Annotated in this window: 15 protein-coding genes, 3 tRNA genes and 3 rRNA genes; 11 read left to right on the top strand and 10 right to left on the bottom strand. The window is 63.7% G+C overall.

Translation table 11 applies throughout. The features are described from left to right. Nucleotides 1–200: 200 nt before the first annotated feature. On the bottom strand, nucleotides 201–827 hold the full coding sequence (locus Bsp3421_RS06725) for a LysE family translocator (RefSeq protein ID WP_273997564.1): 627 nt from the start codon (nucleotides 825–827) through the stop codon (nucleotides 201–203). 134 nt (nucleotides 828–961) lie between these two features. Between Bsp3421_RS06725 and Bsp3421_RS06720 the strand changes: the two genes are divergently transcribed. After that, nucleotides 962–1426: an Lrp/AsnC family transcriptional regulator gene (locus Bsp3421_RS06720; protein ID WP_273997563.1), complete on the top strand. Its 465-nt coding sequence runs from the start codon at nucleotides 962–964 to the stop codon at nucleotides 1424–1426. 18 nt (nucleotides 1427–1444) lie between these two features. On the opposite strand, the gene Bsp3421_RS06715 is transcribed toward Bsp3421_RS06720, so the two are convergent. Next, complete coding sequence (locus Bsp3421_RS06715; RefSeq protein ID WP_273997562.1) at nucleotides 1445–2356, bottom strand: LysR family transcriptional regulator; 912 nt, start codon at nucleotides 2354–2356, stop codon at nucleotides 1445–1447. A 147-nt stretch (nucleotides 2357–2503) separates the two neighbouring features. On the opposite strand from Bsp3421_RS06715, the gene speB reads away from it, so the two are divergent. The 4 genes from speB (at nucleotide 2504) to Bsp3421_RS06695 (ending at nucleotide 7243) form a co-directional block, all read left to right on the top strand. Further along, complete coding sequence (speB, locus tag Bsp3421_RS06710) at nucleotides 2504–3460, top strand: agmatinase (protein ID WP_273997561.1); 957 nt, start codon at nucleotides 2504–2506, stop codon at nucleotides 3458–3460. 38 nt (nucleotides 3461–3498) lie between these two features. Next, nucleotides 3499–4827: an MFS transporter gene (locus tag Bsp3421_RS06705; protein ID WP_273997560.1), complete on the top strand. Its 1329-nt coding sequence runs from the start codon at nucleotides 3499–3501 to the stop codon at nucleotides 4825–4827. 101 nt (nucleotides 4828–4928) lie between these two features. Continuing rightward, on the top strand, nucleotides 4929–6455 hold the full coding sequence (locus tag Bsp3421_RS06700; RefSeq protein WP_273997559.1) for a purine-cytosine permease family protein: 1527 nt from the start codon (nucleotides 4929–4931) through the stop codon (nucleotides 6453–6455). Next, nucleotides 6452–7243 (top strand): nitrilase-related carbon-nitrogen hydrolase, encoded by a 792-nt coding sequence (locus Bsp3421_RS06695; protein WP_273997558.1) that lies wholly within the window; start codon nucleotides 6452–6454, stop codon nucleotides 7241–7243. Before Bsp3421_RS06700 ends, Bsp3421_RS06695 begins: the two co-directional genes overlap by 4 nt. 1 nt (nucleotide 7244) lies before the next feature. Here Bsp3421_RS06695 and Bsp3421_RS06690 read toward each other — a convergent pair whose 3' ends face one another. Continuing rightward, nucleotides 7245–8678, bottom strand: a complete 1434-nt coding sequence (locus Bsp3421_RS06690) for an aminotransferase-like domain-containing protein (protein ID WP_273997557.1) — start codon at nucleotides 8676–8678, stop codon at nucleotides 7245–7247. 106 nt (nucleotides 8679–8784) lie between these two features. Here Bsp3421_RS06690 and Bsp3421_RS06685 point away from each other — a divergent pair, with 106 nt between their 5' ends. Continuing rightward, the gene (locus tag Bsp3421_RS06685; RefSeq protein WP_273997555.1) at nucleotides 8785–9669 is read left to right on the top strand and encodes a DMT family transporter; all 885 of its coding nucleotides are present in this window, start codon (nucleotides 8785–8787) and stop codon (nucleotides 9667–9669) included. A 197-nt stretch (nucleotides 9670–9866) separates the two neighbouring features. Beyond that, a complete protein-coding gene (locus Bsp3421_RS06680; protein ID WP_273997554.1) occupies nucleotides 9867–11453 on the top strand; it encodes an inorganic phosphate transporter in 1587 nt (528 codons plus the stop codon). 820 nt (nucleotides 11454–12273) lie between these two features. On the opposite strand, the gene Bsp3421_RS06675 is transcribed toward Bsp3421_RS06680, so the two are convergent. Next, complete coding sequence (locus Bsp3421_RS06675; protein WP_273997552.1) at nucleotides 12274–13695, bottom strand: DHA2 family efflux MFS transporter permease subunit; 1422 nt, start codon at nucleotides 13693–13695, stop codon at nucleotides 12274–12276. 227 nt (nucleotides 13696–13922) lie between these two features. Between Bsp3421_RS06675 and Bsp3421_RS06670 the strand changes: the two genes are divergently transcribed. The 4 genes from Bsp3421_RS06670 (at nucleotide 13923) to Bsp3421_RS06655 (ending at nucleotide 17569) form a co-directional block, all read left to right on the top strand. Next, a tRNA-Val gene (locus tag Bsp3421_RS06670) sits at nucleotides 13923–13999 on the top strand. A 347-nt stretch (nucleotides 14000–14346) separates the two neighbouring features. Then, on the top strand, nucleotides 14347–14991 hold the full coding sequence (locus Bsp3421_RS06665; protein WP_273997551.1) for a hypothetical protein: 645 nt from the start codon (nucleotides 14347–14349) through the stop codon (nucleotides 14989–14991). Nucleotides 14992–15150: 159 nt separating this feature from the next. Beyond that, a complete protein-coding gene (locus tag Bsp3421_RS06660; RefSeq protein ID WP_273997550.1) occupies nucleotides 15151–17085 on the top strand; it encodes a methyl-accepting chemotaxis protein in 1935 nt (644 codons plus the stop codon). A gap of 100 nt (nucleotides 17086–17185) precedes the next feature. After that, nucleotides 17186–17569, top strand: a complete 384-nt coding sequence (locus Bsp3421_RS06655; RefSeq protein WP_273997549.1) for a hypothetical protein — start codon at nucleotides 17186–17188, stop codon at nucleotides 17567–17569. Between the two features lie 213 nt (nucleotides 17570–17782). Here Bsp3421_RS06655 and Bsp3421_RS06650 read toward each other — a convergent pair whose 3' ends face one another. The 6 genes from Bsp3421_RS06650 to Bsp3421_RS06625 form a co-directional block, all read right to left on the bottom strand. Continuing rightward, entirely contained in the window at nucleotides 17783–18049 is a 267-nt protein-coding gene (locus Bsp3421_RS06650; RefSeq protein ID WP_273997548.1) for a hypothetical protein, read from the bottom strand. Nucleotides 18050–18354: 305 nt separating this feature from the next. After that, a 5S ribosomal RNA gene (rrf, locus tag Bsp3421_RS06645) occupies nucleotides 18355–18468 on the bottom strand. Between the two features lie 184 nt (nucleotides 18469–18652). Then, a 23S ribosomal RNA gene (locus Bsp3421_RS06640) occupies nucleotides 18653–21522 on the bottom strand. A gap of 294 nt (nucleotides 21523–21816) precedes the next feature. Beyond that, a tRNA-Ala gene (locus tag Bsp3421_RS06635) sits at nucleotides 21817–21889 on the bottom strand. Nucleotides 21890–21968: 79 nt separating this feature from the next. Continuing rightward, nucleotides 21969–22043: transfer RNA gene (locus tag Bsp3421_RS06630), tRNA-Ile, on the bottom strand. Nucleotides 22044–22104: 61 nt separating this feature from the next. Continuing rightward, nucleotides 22105–23636: ribosomal RNA gene (locus Bsp3421_RS06625) — 16S ribosomal RNA — on the bottom strand. Together the 16S, 23S and 5S rRNA genes with 2 tRNA genes alongside form the textbook arrangement of a ribosomal RNA operon. Nucleotides 23637–23746 lie beyond the last annotated feature (110 nt).

Here is a 23746-nt window from a genome sequence, read left to right as displayed (position 1 = left end):
ATGGCCGACCGGAAGCGGTTCCGGCCGGAATGTCGAATGCGGTACGCAACGCCGACGGCACGGCGCGCGAAGCATGGAGGGAGAAGTGTAAAGCACGCGCTGTGATCGCGTGCAGCCTGCGCGGGGATTTTATTTGCGCGCGCGCCGGGTGTCGCAGCCGTTCGTTGCGTCGATACGGCCGGCCTCGCGCGCGCCGACCGTCAGTCGAGCGACAGACGCAGCGCGAACCCGAGCAGCGCGACCGAGAAGGTCCAGCGCTGCACGGTCTGCGCGAGCGGATGGCGGCGCATCCACGCGGCGATCCGCGACGCGCCGAACACGCAGGCAACGTCGAAACACGCGCCGATCAGCACGAGCAGCGCGCCCAGTTCGAGCATCTGCGCGAACACCGGCCCGGCGCCCGGCGCAACGAACTGCGGCAGCAGCACCGAGCAGAACAGCAGCGCCTTCGGATTCAGCAGATTGGTCAGCAGGCCCTTCGTGAAGCTCTGGCGCAACTGGCCGGCCGGCTGCTCACCGGCCTCGCCGGCCAGCGCGAACATCGGCGAGCGGAAGATCTGCAGCGCGACATAGGCCAGGTAGGCCGCGCCGCCGTAGCGGACGATCTCGTAGAGCCACGGCGCGCTGCGCAGCAGCGCGGCGACCCCGCATGCGGACAGCATCACGTGCACGCCGCGCGCGAGCCCGAGCCCCGCCGCCGCCGCGAGCCCCGGGCGGGCGCCGCGGCCGATGCTGGTCTGCAACACCAGCGCCATGTCCGGTCCCGGCAGCGCATAGATGGCCGCGACAGCGGCAATGTAGACGAGCAGCAGGTGGGCGGAAATCATGATCGGGCCTCGGTTCTGAAGGCCTCCATGTTGCATCCGCGGCAGGAGGGTTTATTGGCTAAATTGGCGATTCGGCTGCTTCTGCAAAGTGGAATACACTAAGAATCAACCAACCTTTAGCACCTTCCACCCACATGCCCGAACTCGACAAAATCGACCGCGCGATCCTCGCCGCGGTGCAGCTGGACGGTCGCATCCCGATCGCGCGGCTCGCCGAGGCGGTCGGCCTCAGCGAGACGCCGTGCACGCGCCGGCTCAAGCGGCTCGAAGCCGACGGCTATATCGAACGCTACCGCGGCCAGCTGTCGCGCAAGGCGCTCGGCTTCGGCGTGGTGGCGTTCGTCCTGCTGCGCTTCGCGGTGCACGACCGCGCCGTCGCGAACCGCTTCGAGCGCGAGGTGCTCGGCATCCCGCGGATCCTGTCCTGCCACAACGTGTCCGGCTCGGCGGATTACCTGTTGCAGGTCGTCGCGCACGACCTCGACGACTACGGCATGTTCCTGCGCGACACGCTGCGCGTCCTGCCCGGCGTGACGTCGATCGAATCGGCGCTGTCGCTGCGCGAGGTCAAGCGCGACGCCGAGCTGCCGATTCCCTGAGCCCGCGCCCCGCGCCGCTCAGTCGACGTCGGGCACGTCGTGCGCGCGCGCCAGGTCCTCGAGGAACGCCTGCACCACCGGGTTCTGGCGCGCCTGCCGGGCCACGACCATGTGGAACGTCACGTCGTAGCGCAGGCTGTCCGGATTGAGCGCCGCGAGCAGGCCCTGGGCGACGTACGGCGCCGCGAAGTGCTGCGGCAGATAGCCGAGATGATGGCCGGACAGGATCAGCAGCGCGACCGCCTCCATGTTGTCGGCGGTGCCCGTGACGCGATCGGGCGAGGTCGACAGCTGCGCCTCGGGCAGCGGGTAGGTCCGCCACGCCCACTCGTGGCCCGCCGCGTCGGCGGGCGTCAGCGCGCCCGCGCGCGCGAACAGCGGATGGCCGCGCCCGCAGTACGCGACCTGCCGCTCGACGAACAAGGGCGTGTAGTCGAGCGCCGGCACGCGGTGCCAGAAATAGCCGACCGCGATCTGGATCTCGCCGCCCAGCAGCCGCTCCTCGAGATCGCCGGGCGGACGCACCGAGATCGAGAAGCGCACCGCCTCGTCGCGCGTGCGGAACGCGGCGATCGCCTCGGCGATCCGCGCGTTCTGGCTGACCGGCGTATGGCCGATCAGGCCGATGCTGAGCGTGCCGACCAGCTGCTTGTCCATGTGCCGCGCGGCGCTGCCGAACTCATCGAGCGCCGCGAGCAGCTTGCGGCTCATCGCATGGAAGCGCTCCCCCTTCGGCGTGAGCCGGAAGCCGCTGCGGCCGCGCTCGCACAGCCGGTAGCCGAGCCGGGTCTCGAGTGTCGACAGCTGCGCGCTGATGGTCGACTGGCCGACATTGAGCATGGTCTGCGCGGCCGTCACGCCACCAGCCTCGACCACCGCCAGGAAAACCCTGATCAGCCGCAGGTCGAGCGTCGATAGATTCCCCAGCACGTCTGCCTCCTGTTGCTTACATCGATTTTCATCGATGTTTACGTCGAAACCTTCGCATTCTTCTTTCAGGCGTCAACGCGTACAACTACGCGTCACGCCGCGTCGAATGATACGGCAACCCCTGAACGAACCCATACGAATCGCCCCATGACAGCCGATCACTTCAACCAGCCGCTCGGCGGCAACGAGATGCCGCGCAGCGGCGGCATCGCGACCATGATGCGCCTGCCGCACGTGCAGAGCGCCGAGGGTCTCGACGCCTGCTTCGTCGGCGTGCCGTTCGACCTCGGCACCTCGAACCGCACCGGCGCGCGCTTCGGGCCGCGCCAGATCCGCGCGGAATCGGTGCTGCTGCGCCCGTACAACATGGCGACCCGCGCGGCGCCGTTCGATTCGCTGCAGATCGCCGACGTCGGCGACGTCGCGATCAACCCGTACAACCTGCACGATTCGATCGCCCGCATCGAGGCCGCCTACGATGCGATCCTGCGCCACGACTGCAAGCCGATCACGCTCGGCGGCGACCACACGATCGCGCTGCCGATCCTGCGCGCGATCCATCGCAAGCACGGCAAGGTTGCATTGATCCACGTCGATGCGCACGCCGACGTGAACGACACGATGATGGGCGAGAAGATCGCGCACGGCACGCCGTTCCGCCGCGCGGTCGAGGAAGGCCTGCTCGAATGCTCGCGGGTCGTGCAGATCGGCCTGCGCGGCACCGGCTACGCGGCCGAGGACTTCGACTGGTGCCGCGAGCAGGGCTTCCGCGTGGTGCAGGCCGAAGCCTGCTGGAACCAGTCGCTCGCGCCGCTGATGCGCGAGGTGCGCGAGCAGATCGGCGACACGCCCGTCTACATCAGCTTCGACATCGACGGCATCGATCCGGCCTACGCGCCGGGCACCGGCACGCCGGAAATCGCCGGCCTCACGGTGCCGCAGGCGCTCGAGATCGTGCGCGGCGCGCATGGCCTGAACATCGTCGGCTGCGATCTCGTCGAAGTCGCGCCGCCTTACGATCCGTTCGGCACGACCGCACTGCTCGGCGCGAACCTCGCCTACGAATTGCTGTGCGTGCTGCCCGGCGTCGCCTACCGCGACTGACCGGACCACGACAAGAAAAGCCTGGAGGAGACACCCGGATGAAACCGCCCGTCAAGCAGCCGCGCCGCGCGGCGCTCGCTTCGTTCGTCGGCACCACGATCGAGTGGTACGACTTCTACAGCTACGCGACCGCCGCGGCGATCGTGTTCGGCCCGCTGTTCTTTCCCGGCGAGAACCGCTTCGTCAGCCTGCTCGCGTCGTTCGGCTCGTTCGCGGTCGGCTTCTTCGCGCGGCCGCTCGGCGGCATGCTGTTCGGCTATCTCGGCGACCGCTACGGCCGCAAGCGCTCGCTGCTCGCGACCTTGATCCTGATGGCGCTCGCCACCGTCGCGATCGGCCTCCTGCCGACCTACGCGCAGGCCGGCGTGATCGCCCCCGTGCTGCTCGTGCTGATGCGCGTGCTGCAAGGCATCGCGGTCGGCGGCGAATGGGGCGGCGCGGTGCTGCTCGCCGGCGAGCACGCGCCGCCCGGCAAGCGCACCTTCTTCGCCTCGTTCGCTCAGCTCGGCAGCGCGAGCGGCCTGATCCTGTCGATGCTCGCGTTCGGCGCGATCAGCACGCTCTCAAAGGACGACCTGATGAGCTGGGGCTGGCGCCTGCCGTTCCTCGCGAGCGCGGTGCTGCTGGTGGTCGGCTTCGTGATCCGCGCGAGCGTCTCGGAATCGCCGGAGTTCGAGGCCGTGCGGCAAAGCGGCGAGACGGCCGCCAATCCGGTGCGCGAAGCCTTCCGCCACTGGAAGCTGCTGCTGCTCGCGATCGGCGCGAACGTCTATGGCATCGCCGGTGTGTACTTCAGCAACATTTTCATGATCAGCTACGCGACCCAGTTCCTGTCGCTCGAACGCTCGATGGTGCTGCAATGCATGACCGTGGTCGCAGTCCTGCAGTTCATCGTGCAGCTGGGCGCGGCGTTCCTCGCACAGCGCTTCGGCACGACGCGGGTGCTGCTGATCACCGGCGCGTGGGCGATGGTGGTGCCGTTCATCATGCTGCCGCTCGTGCAGGTCGGCACGCCGCTGTCGATCACGCTCGGCGTCGGCCTCGCGACGATCGCCGAATCGGGCTATTACTCGGTGATCGCGGGCTTCGTCAGCGGCATCTTCGCCGCGCGCATCCGCTACACGGCCATCTCGATCGCCTACCAGGTATGCGGCGCGCTCGCGGGCGGGCTGACGCCGCTCGTCGCGACCGTGATCGCGCAGAACAGCACGCCGGCCTGGTGGCCGCTCGCGTTGCAGTACACCGCCGCCGCGATCCTGTCGTCCGTGTGCGTGTGGCTGATCGCGCGCCGCACGGGCGACGTCGAGCAGGCCGACGCGGCAGGCGTCGCGCAGGCCCGGATGCCGCAAACCACCGCGGGACTGTAGGCAGGCGGTCGTCTTGCGCGCCCGCGCGCCGCGCGGGTCCTGGTTCCATGCCGTCGCGCGGACTGCCGCGCGACGGCGTCTCACGCCGCGGAGCGGATCCGATGCCCCAGTTGCCCACCTCCGACCACGCCGCGCATGCCGATGCGCCACCGAGCCTCTCGCCAGCGGGCCTCTCGCCACCGAGCCTCTCGATCGAACAGCGTTCGATCGACTACATCCCCGAACACGAACGGCACGCGCGGCTCGCGAGCCAGGGGCCGTTCTGGTTCCTCGGCAATTTCCATTTCTTCACGATCTCGATCGGCTTCGTCGGTCCGTCGATGGGCCTGTCGGCCGGTTGGACGACGCTCGCCGGCGCGCTCGGAATCATGTTCGGCACGCTGTTCATGGCCTTCCACGGATCGCAGGGGCCGGAAATGGGCCTGCCTCAGATGATCCAGTCGCGGGCGCAGTTCGGCTATCGCGGCGTGATCGTCGCGCTGCTGGCAACCCTGTTCGTGTTCGTCGGCTTCAATGTCGTCAACGTGTCGCTGATGGTCGACGGCGTGCGCAACGTGTTCGGCCTCGACGGCGCGGCGGTGGCGGCCAGCGCGATCGCGGCGGGCGCGCTGCTCGCGATCTACGGCCACGACCTTATGCATCGCGCGTTCAGGTGGGCGCTGTATGCGACGCTGCCGCTCTATCTGCTCGTCACGCTCGCGCTGCTGATCGGTCACGCCCCGCTGCCGGACGGCCCGCGCGCGATCCCGCCGGGCTTCGGCGGCATCGCATTCGCGGCCCAGTTCGCGATCGCGGCCAGCTACAACATCTCGTATGCGCCCTATGTCTCCGATTACTCGCGTTACCTGCCGAAGCACACGAGCCGCGCGAAACTGATCGCCGTGGTGTTCGCCGGCGCGTCGCTGTCGGGCGCATGGATGATCGGGCTCGGCGCATGGCTCGCGCAGGAACTGCACGCGGCCGATGCGCTGCTCGCGCTGTATCGGATCGGCGCCGGGCTCGCGCCGGGGCTGGGGCCGCTGATCGTGATCGTGTCGCTCGCGGGCTTTCTGCCGATCATCGCGCTCAACCTGTACAGCGCGATGCTGACGGTGCTGACCGGCATCGATTCGCTGACGCCGATCCGGCCGACCCGGCGCGCGCGGGTCGGTGCGATCGCCGCGATCAGCGTCGGCGTGCTGCTGTGCGTACTGACGATCCGCGGCAACGGCATCGCGCTGCTGCACACGTTCCTCGTGCTGATGCTGTACTTCCTCGTGCCGTGGACTGCGGTCAATCTGGTCGACTACTTCTGCGTGCGGCGCGGCCGCTATGCGATCCCGCATTTCTTCACGCCGCACGGGATCTACGGCGCGTGGCAGGCGCGCGGCATCGCGGCGTACCTGCTCGGCTTCGCCGCGATGGTTCCATTCTTTTCGATCAGCGATGCCGATACGGGACGCGACGTATTCGTCGGGCCGCTCGCGAAACAGCTCGGCGGCGTCGACGTCGCGTGGCTGGTCGGCCTCGTCGCCGCGGGCGGGATCTATGCGCTGCTGTCGCGCTCGCTGGATCTGTCGCGCGAAGCGCGCATCATCGCCGGGCTCGACGAGCCGGCCCGGCCCTCCTCCTCGACGCCCCGCCGATGAAGCCCCTTCGCCTCCGCCTGATCCAGTCCTCGCTGCGCGACGGCGCGCTTCGCGACAATCTCGCCAAAGCGCTGGCGCACATCGCGGCCGCGCGCGGGCAGACCGACCTCGTGGTGTTCTCCGAGACCTACCTGCAAGGCTTTCCCACTCCGGACAACGTCGGCCTGCTGGCGGAACCCGTCGACGGCGCGTCGATCCGCGCGGTGCGCGACGCCGCGCACGCGGCCCGGGTCGCCGTCGCGATCGGCTGCGCGGAACGCGACGGCGCGCGTTGCTTCAACACCGCACTGCTGATCGACGAGCAAGGCGAGATCCGTCTGCACTACCGCAAGACCCATCTCTATGAATCGGATCTCGGCGTGTTCGACGCGGGCGACGCGTTTCCCGTCTGCACCTGGCGCGGCATCCCGCTCGGCCTGCTGATCTGCTTCGATCTGGAATTTCCTGAAACCGCGCGCGCGCTCGCGCGTCAGGGCGCGCATCTGATCCTCATCCTCGACGGCATGATGCATCCGCACGGCTCGATTCATCGGCAGATGATCCCCGTCCGCGCGCTGGAGAACCAGCTGTTCGTCGCGATGGCGAACCGGGTCGGCGCAGGCGAACGCTATGCGTTCAGCGGCGCGAGCCTGGTCGCGGCGCCCGACGGCTCGTGCATCGCGGCTGCGCCCGAGGACCGCGAGGCCGTCGTCGACGTGCTCGTCGACCTCGACGACGTCGCGCGCGCCCGCTCGGCGTTCAGCTACCTCGATCTCGCGGCGGTCCCGCCCGGGTCCATCCGCCGCTGACTCATGCGTCCGCCTGCGCCGCCTCCTTCACGCACCGGTCGATCCCGCGCCGCAACGCGTCGTACACCTTGGGCCGGTCGCATTGCGACACGTTGAAACGCAAGCAGTCCGCCGCCGACTGCGTGACGCTGAACACGTTGCCCGGCGCGAACACAACGCCGTCGTCGAGCGCATGACGCGCCACCCGCGCCGCGTCGAGACCGTCGGGCAGCCGCATCCACAGGAACATGCCGCCGCGCGGCCGCACCACGATCTCGAGCCCGGCCGAGGTCAGGCGGCGTCCCACGCGGCTCATCGCATCGGCGAGGCGGGTGCGCAGGCCGTCGAGATGCCGGCGATAGGTGCCGTCGACCAGCATCCGCTGCACGACCGCCGAGGCGAGTTCGCTGTTGCCGAACGCGGTCGCGAGCTTCAGGTCGATCAGCGGCTCGATCCATTCCGCGCGCGCGGCGATGTAGCCGCAACGCACCGAGGCCGACAGCGTCTTCGAGAAGCTGCCGATCGACACCACCCGCGCCAGGCCGTCGAACGCCGCGAGCCGCGGCGCGGGCTCGGCCTCGAAATCCGCGAAGATGTCGTCCTCGACGATCAGCAGATCGTGTTCGGCCGCGAGCGTCAGCACGCGGTGCGCGACCGCGGGCGCGAGCGTCGCGCCGGTCGGATTGTGGAGCGCGGCATTGGTCACGTAGACGCGCGGCCGATATTCGGCGAGCACCTGCTCGAAGCGCGCGAGATCGGGGCCGGTCGCCGTGTAGGGCACGCTGACGATCTTCAACCGATGCGTGCGCAACAATGCCGGGAAATTGAAGTAGCACGGGTCGTCGACCAGCACCGTGTCGCCCGGTTCGAGCAGGAAGCGGCACAGCAGGTCGAGCGCGTGCGTGCCGCCGTCCGTCAGCACGATCTGTTCGGGCGGCGCTTCGACGCCGTATTGCGCGAGCCGCCATGACAATTGCTGGCGCAGCGCCGGCAGGCCGCGCGGCACCGCATAGTCGGTCAGCTGGGCCACTGGATCCCGCGCGACGGCGCGCAGCGCGCGGCGCACGCCGTCGGCGGGCAGCCAGTCCGGCGGCAGCCAGCCGCAGCCGGGCCGCAGGCCGCCCGCGCCGACCTCGAGCGACTGCCGCGTAAGCCACAGCGGATCCACCTCGCGATCAAGGCTCGGACCGAGATCCGCGAGCACGAACGGCGGCGCGTGGCCGGACACGAAGAATCCCGAGCCGCGCCGCGCGGCGAGCGTCCCTTCCGCGACGAGGCGATCGTATGCCTCGACCACCGTCGACTTCGATACGCCCACGCCCTCCGCCATCGCGCGAATCGACGGCACGCGCGCGCCCGGCGCCAGCGCGCGGCTCGCGATACGCTCGCGCAACGTGCTCATCACGCGCTCGACCCGGCTGCCCGGCGCACGCGCGTCCTTGTCCGTCTCCGTCATCTGTACTGCTCCTGAATAAGTACAGTTTGCTCGAATTGTACTGATCCGTAGCTTACTCCGATCGCCCCGACATGGGATGCTGCTGCTTCGATACAGGAGCCTGGGCATGGACAAGACGACGAGCGGCTGGCTGAACGGCCTGCTGGGGGTGGTGATTTTCAGTGGTTCGCTGCCCGCGACCCGCATCGCGGTGCAAGGACTCGACCCGGTGTTCCTGACCGTTGCGCGCGCGACGATCGCCGGCGCGCTGGGGCTCGCGCTGTTGCTCGCGTTTCGCGAAGCGCGTCCCGCGCGTCGCGACCTCGTGCCGCTCGCGATCGTCGCGCTCGGCGTCGTCGTCGGGTTTCCGCTGCTGACGGCGCTCGCGCTGCGGCACGTGACGTCCGCGCACGCGATCGTCTTCATCGGCCTGCTGCCGCTCGCGACCGCCGTCTTCGGCGTGCTGCGCGGCGGCGAACATCCGCAGCGTGCATTCTGGCTGTTCTCGCTCGCGGGCAGCGCCGTGGTCGCGGCCTACGCGTTGCGCAACGGCCTCGATGCATCGCCCGTGGGCGACCTGCTGATGCTGGCCGCGATCGTCGTCTGCGGCCTCGGCTACGCGGAAGGCGCGCATCTGTCGCGCCGGCTCGGCGGCTGGCAGGTGATTTCGTGGGCGCTCGTGCTGTCGCTGCCGGTGATGGTTCCGCTGATGCTGTGGTATTGGCCCACGTCGTTCGAGCATGTCGGCCCCGCCGCGCTGTGGGGGCTGGCCTACGTGTCGCTGTTCAGCATGCTGATCGGTTTCGTGTTCTGGTATCGCGGGCTCGCGCAGGGCGGCATCGCGGGAGTCGGGCAGCTGCAGCTGCTGCAGCCGTTCTTCGGCCTGCTGCTCGCGGCCTGGCTGCTGCATGAGCCCGTGCCGCCCGCGATGATCGGCGTGACCGTGGCCGTGGTGGCCTGCGTGGCGGGCGCGCGGCGCTTCGCCCGGGCGGCGCCCGCCGGCGCCCGCTGATGCCGGCGCATTGTGCAGACAAGCCCTTTCGATATGAAAGAAAGTCACGGGAATCGGCACAAAATCAGCATGAATAGCGCTCGGCGCGCGCGGGTTCCCGCCTGTGCGTCGCCAATCGCGGCCATCTTGTCGCGTGTCATAAAACTGCCAGACGGCGGACGCTAGGATCGGTTCATCCCACTCGTCCCAAGGCCGTCATGAATCAGCCTCTGTCCCCGGCATCCGGGGTCGACCTCGATCGCACGCGTCACGCCGGCCTCGCCCTTTTCGTCGTCGTGCTCGCGGCCGGTGCGGTCTATGTATTGATGCACCTGGTGTCGGACCTGTCGCCGATCCGCGAGCACTCGATCTTCCCGTACCTGCTGCTCGGCATCGCGCTGCTGATCGCGCTCGGCTTCGAGTTCGTCAACGGCTTTCACGATACGGCCAATGCCGTCGCGACCGTGATCTACACCCACTCGCTGACGCCCAACGTCGCGGTCGTGTGGTCCGGCCTCTGGAATTTCCTCGGCGTGATGGTGTCGAGCGGCGCAGTCGCGTTCGGCATCCTCCAATTGCTGCCGGTCGAGCTGATCCTCCAGGTCGGCAACAGCGCAGGCTTTGCGATGGTGTTCGCGCTGCTGATCGCCGCGATCCTGTGGAACCTCGCGACCTGGTACTTCGGCTTGCCGTCGTCCAGCTCGCATACGCTGATCGGTTCGATCATCGGCGTCGGGCTGATGAACCAGTTGCTGCGCGGGCCCTCGGGCACGAGCGGCGTCGACTGGGGCCAGGCGCTCGGCGTCGGCAAGTCGCTGCTGCTCTCGCCGATCGTCGGCTTCCTGTTCGCCGGCCTGCTGCTGCTGGTGCTGAAAACGCTCGTGCGGGTCCCCGCCCTGTACCAGGAACCACCCAAGGACCAGCCGCCGCCGTTCTGGATCCGCTGCCTGCTGATCCTGACCTGCACCGGCGTGTCGTTCGCGCACGGCTCGAACGACGGCCAGAAAGGCATGGGCCTCATCATGCTGATCCTGATCGGCACCGTGCCGACCGCGTATGCGCTCAACAAGGCGGTCACGCCCGCCGAGACGCAGACCTTCATCGCCGTCACGCGCCAGGCGTCCGCCACGTTCGCGAAGTATGAGAACGGCGCCGCGCCGTCGGCTCACCCGCGCGCGGAGACCGAAGCCTATGTGCAATCGCGCCGGCTGACGCCCACGACGGTGACCGCCGTGCGGCAGCTGTCCGATTCGCTCGCGACGTCGGTCGGCGCGACGGGCTCGATCGCTGCCGTGCCGCAAGGCGAGGCGGACAACGTGCGCAATACGATGTACCTGGTGTCGGAGGCGATCCGCCTGATGGAGAAAGCGGGCCAGCCGGCGTTCGCACCCGAGGACCGCAAGGCGATCGACAATTACCGCGGGCAGCTCGATCACGCGACGAAATTCATCCCGACCTGGGTCAAGGTGGCCGTGGCGATCGCGCTCGGCCTCGGCACGATGGTCGGCTGGAAGCGGATCGTGGTGACGGTCGGCGAGAAGATCGGCAAGCAGCACCTGACCTACGGACAGGGTGCGTCGGCCGAGTTGGTCGCCATGCTGACGATCGGCGCGGCCGACGTGTACGGGCTGCCGGTGTCGACCACGCACGTGCTGTCGTCGGGCGTCGCCGGCACGATGGCGGCGAACGGCTCGGGGTTGCAGTGGGGCACCGTGCGCAGCCTCGTGCTCGCCTGGGTGCTGACGCTGCCGGCATCGATCGCGCTCGCGGGCGGCTTGTACTGGGTGTTCCACGCGTTGTCGTGAATCGCTTGGGCAGTGGGTGCGGTGTTCGCCCGGGTGTTCTCGCTGCCCTCGTCGAGTGCGCTCGCGGGCGGCGGGCGCCGGGCGCGCCAAGCGCTGTCGTGAATGGCTTGGGGCAGTGGGATATCGTGCCCGCCTGGGTATTCGCGCTGCCTGCATCGATCTCAATCGCCGGCTGCGTGCGCCGAGCGCCTCGCACGTTGTCGTGAATGGCTCAGGACAGTGGGGCACCTTGCCCGCCTGGATGGTCTCGCTGCCTGCATCGATCTCAATCGTCGGCTGCGTCCACCGAGCGCCTCGCACGTTGTCGTGAATGGCTCAGGACAGTGGGGCACCTTGCCCGCCTGGATGGTTTCGCTGCCTGCATCGATCTCAATCGCCCGCTGCGTGCGCCGAGCGCCTCGCACGTTGTCGTGAATGGCTCGGGACAGTGGGACACCTTGCCCGCCTGGATGGTCTCGCCGACTGTATCGATCTCAACGCCAGCTGCGTGCACCGAGCGCCTCGCACGTTGTCGTGAATGGCTCGGGACAGTGGAACACCCTGCTCGCCTGGATATTCTCGCCACCCGCATCGATCTCGCTCGCAAGCGAGCATGCACCGAACGCCGCAACGTTGTCGCGACCGGGGCCACGAAGCAGTTCCACGCGTCCCGCTCGGCAACGTCGCATCCTCCGGGATCGCACGCCGTCGGGTCGGCGCTTCCGCCGCATGACCTGCGCGCCCACTGGCGGAAGCGCGTCACGCCACCGATTTCCGCGCACGACCGCACTGCGATCCTGCACAGCGCAGCAGCACGTGTCGGCGCCGCTGCCGCCGCGCATCACCCCTTCGCCATGCTCGCCCGCAGCCGGTCGCCGGCATCCGCGGCGAGTCGCGCGTAGCCCGGCAGCGTCAGCAACGCGAGCAGGCCCGCCAGAAAAAACGCCCAGCGGAAATCCGCGAGCACGTAGTGCGTGCCGCTGGCGTCGCCGCGCCACATCGACGCGACACGCAGCGCGAGTGCGCCGAACGCGATCCCCATCCCCATGCTCATCTGCTGCGCCGCGCTCCACAGCGTGCTGGCGGCGCTGGTTTGGCGCGCCGGGATATCCGCGTAGGCGAGCGTCGCGAGCGTCGTGAACTGAAGCGAGCGCGTGAGCCCATAGACGAACACGACGAACAGCGTGACGGCGATCGGCGTGGAGGCGGTCAACCAGCCGCACAGGATCGTGAACAACGCGACGATCGTCATGTCGACCAGCGCAACCCGGCGAAAACCGTAGCGTTCGAGGATCCAGGTGGTGCCGGCCTTCATGCCGAGATTGCCGACCGCGCTGCCGAGCAGCAACAGGCCGGACTGGAACGGCGACAGGCCGAGCCCGACCTGAAACAGCAGGGGCAGCAGGTACGGAACCGAGTTGATCGCGATACGCGACACCGAGCCGGTCAGCACCGTGACGGAGAAGGTCGGCACCTTCATCGTCGTGAAATCGAGCAGCGGGTGCGCGCAGCGCGCCGCATACGACCAGGCCGCGACGCCGAATACCGCGCTCGCGGCGAACAGCCCGGCCACCATCCACACCTGCGTATCCTGCTGGCCCGCGATTTCGGTCGCGACCAGCATGCAGGTCAGCGTGGCGCCCGAGAGCGCGAAACCGATCCAGTCGAGCGGCCTGGGCTCGGCATCGCGGCTGTTGTTGACGAGCAGCCACGTACAGATGCATACGATGATACCGATCGGCACGTTGAGCAGGAAGATCCAGCGCCACGAGGCATAGGTCGTGATGAAGCCGCCGACGGGCGGCCCGACGACAGGCGCGACGATGCCGGGCCAGGTGATGGTCGAGATTGCGCGCATCAGCTTGGACTTGTCGGTGCTGCGCACGACGATCAGCCGGCCGACGGGCACCATCATCGCCCCGCCGATCCCTTGCAGCAGACGCGCCGCGATGAACTGCTCGACGCTGGTCGACAGCCCGCACAGGATCGACGCCACCGAGAAGATCACGATCGCGCCGCCGAACACCGTGCGGGCGCCGAAGCGGTCCGCGATCCAGCCGCTGATCGGAATGCAGACCGCGAGCGTCAGCATGTAGGCGGTCATCCCGAAGCTCAGCGCATTCGGTCCGACGCCGAAGCTGTGGGCCATCTGCGGCAACGCGGTCGCAATGACCGTGGTGTCGAGATATTCCATGAAGAACGTGGCGGCAACGAGATAAGGCAGGAGTGCAGTGGCGCGCTCGCTGCTTGAGAGGGCTGTCATACGGGTATCTGAATTATCGTGATTCGAAGAACAGGGATCTCGGCACGCCGACGGCGCGACTCCGCGTGCCGGAGCAGTACGGATACTACTCCGGCGCATTCGGAGACGCTCTGGTTCTCCCTGATCGCTGCATGGAGAGAAGCCGAAGCGGGCGACCACGATTTGGAATTTTTTCGCGACGCGCTTGCGCATTCCAGAAAGTATGTCTACAATTCGCGCCTCAATACAGGCTCGTAGCTCAGTTGGTTAGAGCACCACCTTGACATGGTGGGGGTCGTTGGTTCGAATCCAATCGAGCCTACCAACGAACAGTGACAAGGACGGATAGCGCCGCACTCGCGGGTCTTGCTTCCGTCCTTTGTCTTTTCCGGTCCGTGCATATCGGACCTCCCTTCCCTTTAGCTCGCCGCGGCTGCGACGTCCGGATTGTCGACGACGTTCCGGAGCGATTGCGCACGCTGCTGGCCGCGGGCCGCTGTCGTTCGCATCGCGTCGCCGCGCCGGTGATGGCCGCATGCCCGGCTCCGTCGCCAATGACTTGCGGGTTCGCGTCATTCGTCGTTGATCGTCGGGCCGCCGGGATGCTTGGCATCAATCCGTCGTTGGCATCCTTGGCGGGTTGTCGCGGCTCGGGGCATAGGTGGCCCGGCGTTGAAATTACCGCTCGGCTGGGCCCGATTGATCGAGGAGCGCGCTTTCGCTCGGTTGAAGCCGAGGGACTTGCGTCATCGGATCGTTGCGGATCAGCAGCGCCCTGCCGACGTCGGGCGTGGACAGGATCGTGCTTTTTGCCTGCTCGTGCAGGCCGTGTTGGAATTGCTGGAAGGTTGCGCCACGACACCGGATCGGACGAGCCTTCCATCATCAACGATCGGCATCCCGCACGTTCGACCGCGGTTTCTATCTTCAGCACCGGTTGATTCGACGGTGCGCCGGCTTCGTCATGAAACTGGCAGGCGCCATTCGGCGATGTCGCGCCGATCTGAATGTACCTTCAGTCCTTCTTCCGGTTCTTCGACTCCGGTAATTGCAATTGTTGACTCGCGGGTCGCTCGAAAACGCCTTGATCTGAGCGGGATCGTCGAATTCCGGATCCGCGTCGGCCCGGGCGTTCGCGCAAGCGATCAACATCAAGACAAGCATGGCGAGCGTCATGTTTTCCCGAGATCTTCTGTGCCGCGCGCTGCGTCGCCGGTGAACGAGGGATGCCTCCTCTTCGAGGCCAGCGCCGCGTTCTCTGCCCATTCGCGACGAACCCTCCATGTGCCCTCGCGCGTCGTAGAGCATCGCGTCTAAATGAACAGTCAGTGGCCCAAACTGATCCTCGACACCGGGCCCTGCCGCCATCTGGTCCGATTGTTCGCGACGCTACCGCTCGCCGCAGGCGCTGACGATCCATGCGTCCGCAACGATCTTCAGTAAAGTTAAACGCCGCCTTGCCGTAAAGGAGGCATCATGACTCAGTCCGGAGATTCGATGCCTAGCCCAATATCGACGCAAGCGCGTTTTACCGTGATCGCCTGCGCCTTCTTCGTGACGATGGTGATAGGCACGTTTGCCGTCGTCCGGCTGTTCGTCACACCGGAACTGGCGAGCCTGGAAGGCAAGGTGATCGGCGGCGATGTCGATCAGATCTCCATCCAGATCAGCGAGCAGCTGCGTCAGGTGGAAGCCCAGCAACGCAGCATTACCCAGGTCATGGCGGCGCTCGACAGCGACCAGATTGACAAGCTGCAGCCGGCGCTGGTCGATCAGTACGGCGATCAGAACGTGTTCGGCGGCGGCATCTGGCCGCTGCCGAACAAACGCGAGCAAGGCCGCGACAAGTTCAGCACCTTCTATGCGCGCGACGCGGCCACCGGCAAGCTCGTGGTCAACACGCACTGGAACACGCCGGAGTCCCTCAAGTACTGGGAGCAGCCCTGGTACGAGAACGGCAAGACCGCGCCCAAGGGTCATTGCAAGTGGGCGAAGGCCTATCAGGACGATGCCAGCCCGCAGCCGCGGACGAATTGCGCGATGGCCATCTACAAGGGCGATGAGCTTTACGGCGTCGCCACGATCGATGTGACGCTGGGATTTTTCAATCACCTCGTCGCGAACATGGAAGACCGGATCCACGGTCAGATCCTGATCGTGGAAGCGGACGGCAAGATCGTCAGCAACAGTTCGAGGATCAACAGCAATATCGTCCTGAAGAACGTGTCCGATATCGCATCCGGCGCGCCGATGGCGGCGGCGATTCAGCGCTTGCTGCCCAGCGTGCAGAACGGTCGGGCCACCGAGGGCACATTCGACATGCCCGACGGCGCGCAGACGATTTTCCTGAAGCCGATCCCGGGCAGCCCGTGGATTATCGCGACGGCGGTACCGTCGTCGTCGCTGGAGATCAACAGCAACCGGATTCTTACGAAGCTGGCGTCGATCCAGGTGCCGATGGCCCTGCTCCTCCTGGCATTGATACTCGGCGGCATCCATGTGTTCATGAAGCGCCTTGCGGTGCTGAAGAGCAATATCGATGATCTCTCGGCAGGCGAGGCGGATCTGACGCGACGTCTGCCTGAAACCGGTGGCAAGGAATTCGGCGAGGTCGCGGCCAGTTTCAACCGGTTCATCCAGCGACTGCAGGACGTGCTCACCCAGGTGGTGGCGGGCGCCTCCTCGCTCACCGAAGCCTCGCACGAGATCTCCAGCGGCAACAAGGACCTGTCGGCCCGCACCGAGAGCCAGGCAGCCTCGCTGCAGCAGACTGCCGCCTCGATGGAAGAAATCACCGGGACCGTCAAGCAAAATGCCGGCAATGCCAACGAAGCCAACAAGTTGGCGACGAATGCGTCGACGGTCGCTTCGCGCGGCGGCATGGTGATTGGCGAGGTGGTGGAGACGATGGCGTCGATCAGCGAGTCGTCGAGGAAGATCGTCGACATCATCGGCGTCATCGACGGAATCGCGTTCCAGACCAATATCCTGGCGCTCAATGCGTCGGTCGAGGCGGCCCGCGCGGGCGAGCAGGGCCGGGGGTTCGCGGTGGTGGCAAACGAGGTGCGCAATCTCGCGCAACGTGCCGCAGCCGCGGCGAAAGACATCAAGTCGCTGATCTCGGATTCCGCCGTCAAAGTCGATTCGGGGAGCAGCCTGGTCGCCAATGCAGGCTCGACCATGGCCGAAATCATCTCGACGACGGCGCAGGTCGCCACGATCATGGATGAAATCATGAGCGCGAGCGAGGAGCAGAGCCGCGGGATCGAGGAAGTGGGCCGCGCCATCACGCAACTGGACGGCACGACCCAGCAGAATGCCGCGTTGGTTGAGCAACTGGCTGCATCGGCGATGTCGATGCAGGACCAGACAACGAGGCTGCGTCAGGCCATCAGCGAATTCAAGCTGTGAACCCCTGCGTCGCGAAGCGTGCTGTTCGGGCACGCGAAACGGGAAAGTGCCGTTTGTCATTCCGGTGCGGAGACGGGCGACCCGCAGAGCGGACTGAAGCATGAAGGTGACCTGGCCGGCGAGCGGTATCGCGCCGGCCAGGGCGGCTTTGTCGTGCGCCCCCCCTGAGCACCGGCGAAAGCGCAAAGAGCGGGATGCCCCGATCCCAGGCTCGCTTCGGGGCGACGCCCACCCGTCGGAGAACCTGCCCCACCTGTCGACGACACGGCCTCTGCGGCCTCCGGCATCGATTGCCGAGCAGGTCACGACCAACACCTGCCTGAGGCTTCTTAATGAGGATTGCGAGACGCAACCGAACGCGCTGCGGGAAAATCAATTCATGATCCGGCGCGACGCCCCGTCGATCGCCGCCTCCAATGCTTCACGGCGCTCGGCAACTGCCCTCCGCAGGCATCTGGAGTGTCGTCCCGGCGTTGTTTCATGAGCCGCGGTCCGCGGCAAAAACACCGATGCGGAGTCAAAACGTGCGCAGCTAATCCGACATGGCATCGGAGCGTCTCCCCTCGGGAGAGGCATCACCGTCTTTCCTGGCCGAATGATCCGGATCGAGCGCCAAGCGACTGATATGCCGTCGTTGACCAGACAGGCCATCAAGCGCACGAACCGCCTCCCCGAGCACCACCAAAGCCAGCGACAGCTATAACGGGCTCACTGCAATGCATGCGCCTTGGCGGATCTGCCGGGCCCTCAGAGCATGGCTTCGAAGCACGGCGTCGAGCCGCGCGTGCATAGCGTCGAGCGTATGGAACGACGCTGCCCTGCTCGGCTCCCAGCGCTTGAGGTGGGTCCGGTTTTCGACGGAGTAGCGCAGGAGGTCGGGCGCATCGCCTGCACGAATCAGGCGCAGCCTGATGTCGTCGCGAACGAGCAAGCCGTCTTCGGGAAACAGGAAGCGGTGCGACATGGCCATTCGCCCGAGGAGTGGAAGGCCGGCATCTTGCCAGAATCGACGATGGGTATGCTTTTTTCGTGCATGTGCGCGAGACGGGAAGCCGCTCGATGCTTCAGGCGTGCGAGGTGCCTGGAGACGTCCGTTACTGCGGGCGGAGGAAGCGTTGCTTCATGGCTGCGCGCGCAACGAACCGGACGTCGCCCGCGATTCATCGCCCGGTCCTGATCCGGGTCGGGCGGTGTTATGGGGAACTGAGAGAATTCTGGCGCGCAAAAAGCAAAACCCCCGCCGGATGGGCGGGGGTTTTGGCAGAGGGAGCCTGACGATTACCTACTTTCACACGGGCAATCCGCACTATCATCGGCGTAGAGTCGTTTCACGGTCCTGTTCGGGATGGGAAGGGGTGGGACCGACTCGCTATGGTCATCAGGCAAAGAGGGTTGTCGCGCTGCTTCGCAACGCGACCAATCCGGGAAGAAGCAGTAATTTTGGGGTTGTGAGGTTGTATCTCACACGTACGCGGTACTTCAACCGTCGTACGTCGAGTGCCTTGCACTCGACGCTCGATGTCCGTCTGCGCTGAAGCGCTGACGTGCATCGAGACAGACTTGTTATAGGATCAAGCCTTACGGGCAATTAGTATCAGTTAGCTGAACGCATTACTGCGCTTACACACCTGACCTATCAACGTCCTGGTCTCGAACGACCCTTCAAGGAGGTCAAGCCTCCAGGGATATCTCATCTCAAGGCGAGTTTCCCGCTTAGATGCTTTCAGCGGTTATCTCTTCCGAACATAGCTACCCGGCGATGCCACTGGCGTGACAACCGGTACACCAGAGGTTCGTCCACTCCGGTCCTCTCGTACTAGGAGCAGCCCCCTTCAAATATCCAACGCCCACGGCAGATAGGGACCAAACTGTCTCACGACGTTTTAAACCCAGCTCACGTACCTCTTTAAATGGCGAACAGCCATACCCTTGGGACCGGCTACAGCCCCAGGATGAGATGAGCCGACATCGAGGTGCCAAACACCGCCGTCGATATGAACTCTTGGGCGGTATCAGCCTGTTATCCCCAGAGTACCTTTTATCCGTTGAGCGATGGCCCTTCCATACAGAACCACCGGATCACTATGACCTGCTTTCGCACCTGCTCGACTTGTCGGTCTCGCAGTTAAGCACGCTTATGCCATTGCACTATCAGCACGATTTCCGACCGTACCTAGCGTACCTTCGTACTCCTCCGTTACGCTTTGGGAGGAGACCGCCCCAGTCAAACTGCCTACCATGCACTGTCCCCGATCCGGATCACGGACCAAGGTTAGAACCTCAAACAAACCAGGGTGGTATTTCAAGGACGGCTCCACCGAAACTAGCGTTCCGGTTTCATAGCCTCCCACCTATCCTACACAGATCGGTTCAAAGTCCAATGCAAAGCTACAGTAAAGGTTCATGGGGTCTTTCCGTCTAGCCGCGGGTAGATTGCATCATCACAAACACTTCAACTTCGCTGAGTCTCGGGAGGAGACAGTGTGGCCATCGTTACGCCATTCGTGCAGGTCGGAACTTACCCGACAAGGAATTTCGCTACCTTAGGACCGTTATAGTTACGGCCGCCGTTTACCGGGACTTCAATCAAGAGCTTGCACCCCATCATTTAATCTTCCGGCACCGGGCAGGCGTCACACCCTATACGTCCACTTTCGTGTTTGCAGAGTGCTGTGTTTTTATTAAACAGTCGCAGCCACCAGTTTATTGCAACCCTTCACCCTTTTCGCAGGGCATCAAGCTACAAGGGCGTACCTTATCCCGAAGTTACGGTACCAATTTGCCGAGTTCCTTCTCCCGAGTTCTCTCAAGCGCCTTAGAATACTCATCTCGCCCACCTGTGTCGGTTTGCGGTACGGTCATTGTTAAACTGAAGCTTAGAGGCTTTTCTTGGAACCACTTCCAATTGCTTCGCTTCCTAAGAAGCTCGCGCCACACCCTTGAATTCTGCACCCGGATTTGCCTAAGTGCCTTCTCCAATGCAGCGACCGGGACTTCCAACACCCGGACAACCTTCCGCGATCCGTCCCCCCATCGCATTTAACAATGGTGCAGGAATATTGACCTGCTTCCCATCAGCTACGCATTTCTGCCTCGCCTTAGGGGCCGACTCACCCTACGCCGATGAACGTTGCGTAGGAAACCTTGGGCTTACGGCGAGGGGGCCTTTCACCCCCTTTATCGCTACTCATGTCAGCATTCGCACTTCCGATACCTCCAGCACGCTTTTCAACGCACCTTCGCAGGCTTACGGAACGCTCTCCTACCATGCACAACTAGTGTGCATCCGCAGCTTCGGTATATAGCTTAGCCCCGTTACATCTTCCGCGCAGGACGACTCGATCAGTGAGCTATTACGCTTTCTTTAAAGGGTGGCTGCTTCTAAGCCAACCTCCTGACTGTTTTAGCCTTCCCACTTCGTTTCCCACTTAGCTATATTTGGGGACCTTAGCTGGCGGTCTGGGTTGTTTCCCTCTTGACACCGGACGTTAGCACCCGATGTCTGTCTCCCGTGATTGCACTCTTCGGTATTCGGAGTTTGCTATGGCGGGGTAATCTGCAATAGACCCCCCAACCATGACAGTGCTCTACCCCCGAAGGTGAGACACGAGGCACTACCTAAATAGTTTTCGGAGAGAACCAGCTATTTCCAAGTTTGTTTAGCCTTTCACCCTATCCTTCATCCCCTAACTTTTCAACGTTAGTGGGTTCGGACCTCCAGTACGTGTTACCGCACCTTCATCCTGGCCATGGATAGATCACTTGGTTTCGGGTCTACGCCCAGCAACTGAACGCCCTATTCGGACTCGCTTTCGCTACGCCTGCCCTATACGGTTAAGCTTGCTACTGAACGTAAGTCGCTGACCCATTATACAAAAGGTACGCCGTCACCCGTTTCCAGGCTCCGACTGTTTGTATGCATGCGGTTTCAGGATCTATTTCACTCCCCTCCCGGGGTTCTTTTCGCCTTTCCCTCACGGTACTGGTTCACTATCGGTCGATCACGAGTATTTAGCCTTGGAGGATGGTCCCCCCATCTTCAGACAGGATTTCACGTGTCCCGCCCTACTTTTCGTACACTTAGTTCTTTCTCGCTGTTTTCGTCTACAGGGCTATCACCTGCTATGGCCGCACTTTCCAGAGCGTTCGACTAACAACAAAAATAAAGAGTACAGGCTGATCCCATTTCGCTCGCCACTACTTTGGGAATCTCGGTTGATTTCTTTTCCTGCGGTTACTTAGATGTTTCAGTTCACCGCGTTCGCTTCACATAGCCTATGTATTCAGCTATGGATACTCCAGAAGGAGTGGGTTTCCCCATTCGGACATCTACGGATCAATGCTTGTTTGCCAGCCCCGTAGCTTTTCGCAGGCTACCGCGTCCTTCATCGCCTGTGATCGCCAAGGCATCCACCACATGCACTTATTCGCTTGACCCTATAACGAGTCTGTCTCGTCTTTCGACTTACAGCCGTTACAGGTTGAGTTCTCGCGTTGTGCCGTATTCCAATTGAGCCGAACATGAAGTTCGAATCATCTTGAGATACATCGATACAATCACAACCCGGATAGTTTTCACGTCCATCTCAAGACGCTTCCGCTATCCAAATTACTTACTTCTTCCAGATTGTTAAAGAACGACAGCCGATATGGTATTACTCATATCACTCTGACTGGCTCAATCGCCATGACAAAAGTTCGATCACGTCGAACGCTTGTCATTGAAGATTGTGGAGGCAGACGGGATCGAACCGACGACCCCCTGCTTGCAAAGCAGGTGCTCTCCCAGCTGAGCTATGCCCCCATACAGAGACTTCCTCAGGTTTCTGCCCGCGGTTAGCGGCACAGTACCGAAGCACTGAACCATCACACGTCAGACAACTTGGTGGGTCTGGTTGATTCGAACCAACGACCCCGCCTTATCAAGACGGTGCTCTAACCGACTGAGCTACAGACCCCTGAGTCTGTCTTGATAAACAGCCGATAAGCGTGAGCGCTCAACTTTGTGCGAAGCTCGAGAAAGGAGGTGATCCAGCCGCACCTTCCGATACGGCTACCTTGTTACGACTTCACCCCAGTCATGAATCCTACCGTGGTGACCGTCCTCCTTGCGGTTAGACTAGCCACTTCTGGTAAAACCCACTCCCATGGTGTGACGGGCGGTGTGTACAAGACCGGGAACGTATTCACCGCGGCATGCTGATCCGCGATTACTAGCGATTCCAGCTTCATGCACTCGAGTTGCAGAGTGCAATCCGGACTACGATCGGTTTTCTGGGATTAGCTCCCCTCGCGGGTTGGCAACCTCTGTTCCGACCATTGTATGACGTGTGAAGCCCTACCCATAAGGGCCATGAGGACTTGACGTCATCCCCACCTTCCTCCGGTTTGTCACCGGCAGTCTCCTTAGAGTGCTCTTGCGTAGCAACTAAGGACAAGGGTTGCGCTCGTTGCGGGACTTAACCCAACATCTCACGACACGTTTCGACGACAGCCATGCAGCACCTGTGTATCGGTTCTCTTTCGAGCACTCCCGAATCTCTTCAGGATTCCGACCATGTCAAGGGTAGGTAAGGTTTTTTCGCGTTGCATCGAATTAATCCACATCATCCACCGCTTGTGCGGGTCCCCGTCAATTCCTTTGAGTTTTAATCTTGCGACCGTACTCCCCAGGCGGTCAACTTCACGCGTTAGCTACGTTACTAAGGAAATGAATCCCCAACAACTAGTTGACATCGTTTAGGGCGTGGACTACCAGGGTATCTAATCCTGTTTGCTCCCCACGCTTTCGTGCATGAGCGTCAGTATTGGCCCAGGGGGCTGCCTTCGCCATCGGTATTCCTCCACATCTCTACGCATTTCACTGCTACACGTGGAATTCTACCCCCCTCTGCCATACTCTAGCTTGCCAGTCACAAATGCAGTTCCCAGGTTAAGCCCGGGGATTTCACATCTGTCTTAACAAACCGCCTGCGCACGCTTTACGCCCAGTAATTCCGATTAACGCTCGCACCCTACGTATTACCGCGGCTGCTGGCACGTAGTTAGCCGGTGCTTATTCTTCCGGTACCGTCATCCCCCCGGGGTATTAGCCCAAAGGATTTCTTTCCGGACAAAAGTGCTTTACAACCCGAAGGCCTTCTTCACACACGCGGCATTGCTGGATCAGGGTTTCCCCCATTGTCCAAAATTCCCCACTGCTGCCTCCCGTAGGAGTCTGGGCCGTGTCTCAGTCCCAGTGTGGCTGATCGTCCTCTCAGACCAGCTACTGATCGTCGCCTTGGTAGGCCTTTACCCCACCAACTAGCTAATCAGCCATCGGCCAACCCTATAGCGCGAGGTCCGAAGATCCCCCGCTTTCATCCGTAGATCGTATGCGGTATTAATCCGGCTTTCGCCGGGCTATCCCCCCACTACAGGACATGTTCCGATGTATTACTCACCCGTTCGCCACTCGCCACCAGGTGCAAGCACCCGTGCTGCCGTTCGACTTGCATGTGTAAGGCATGCCGCCAGCGTTCAATCTGAGCCAGGATCAAACTCTTCAGTTCAATACCTGTTACTGTTTTTCGGTTTCGTTAGAAACCGGTCGCTCACTCAAAGCTGACAGATATATGAATTGCTTCATAAACCTGACTTACTTTAGTGTGAGACTCTTGAT

It is taken from the genome of Burkholderia sp. FERM BP-3421, from assembly GCF_028657905.1.
Classification (GTDB): domain Bacteria; phylum Pseudomonadota; class Gammaproteobacteria; order Burkholderiales; family Burkholderiaceae; genus Burkholderia.
Note: the sequence above shows the minus strand (reverse complement) of the source record. Positions and strands in the feature narration are given on the sequence as shown.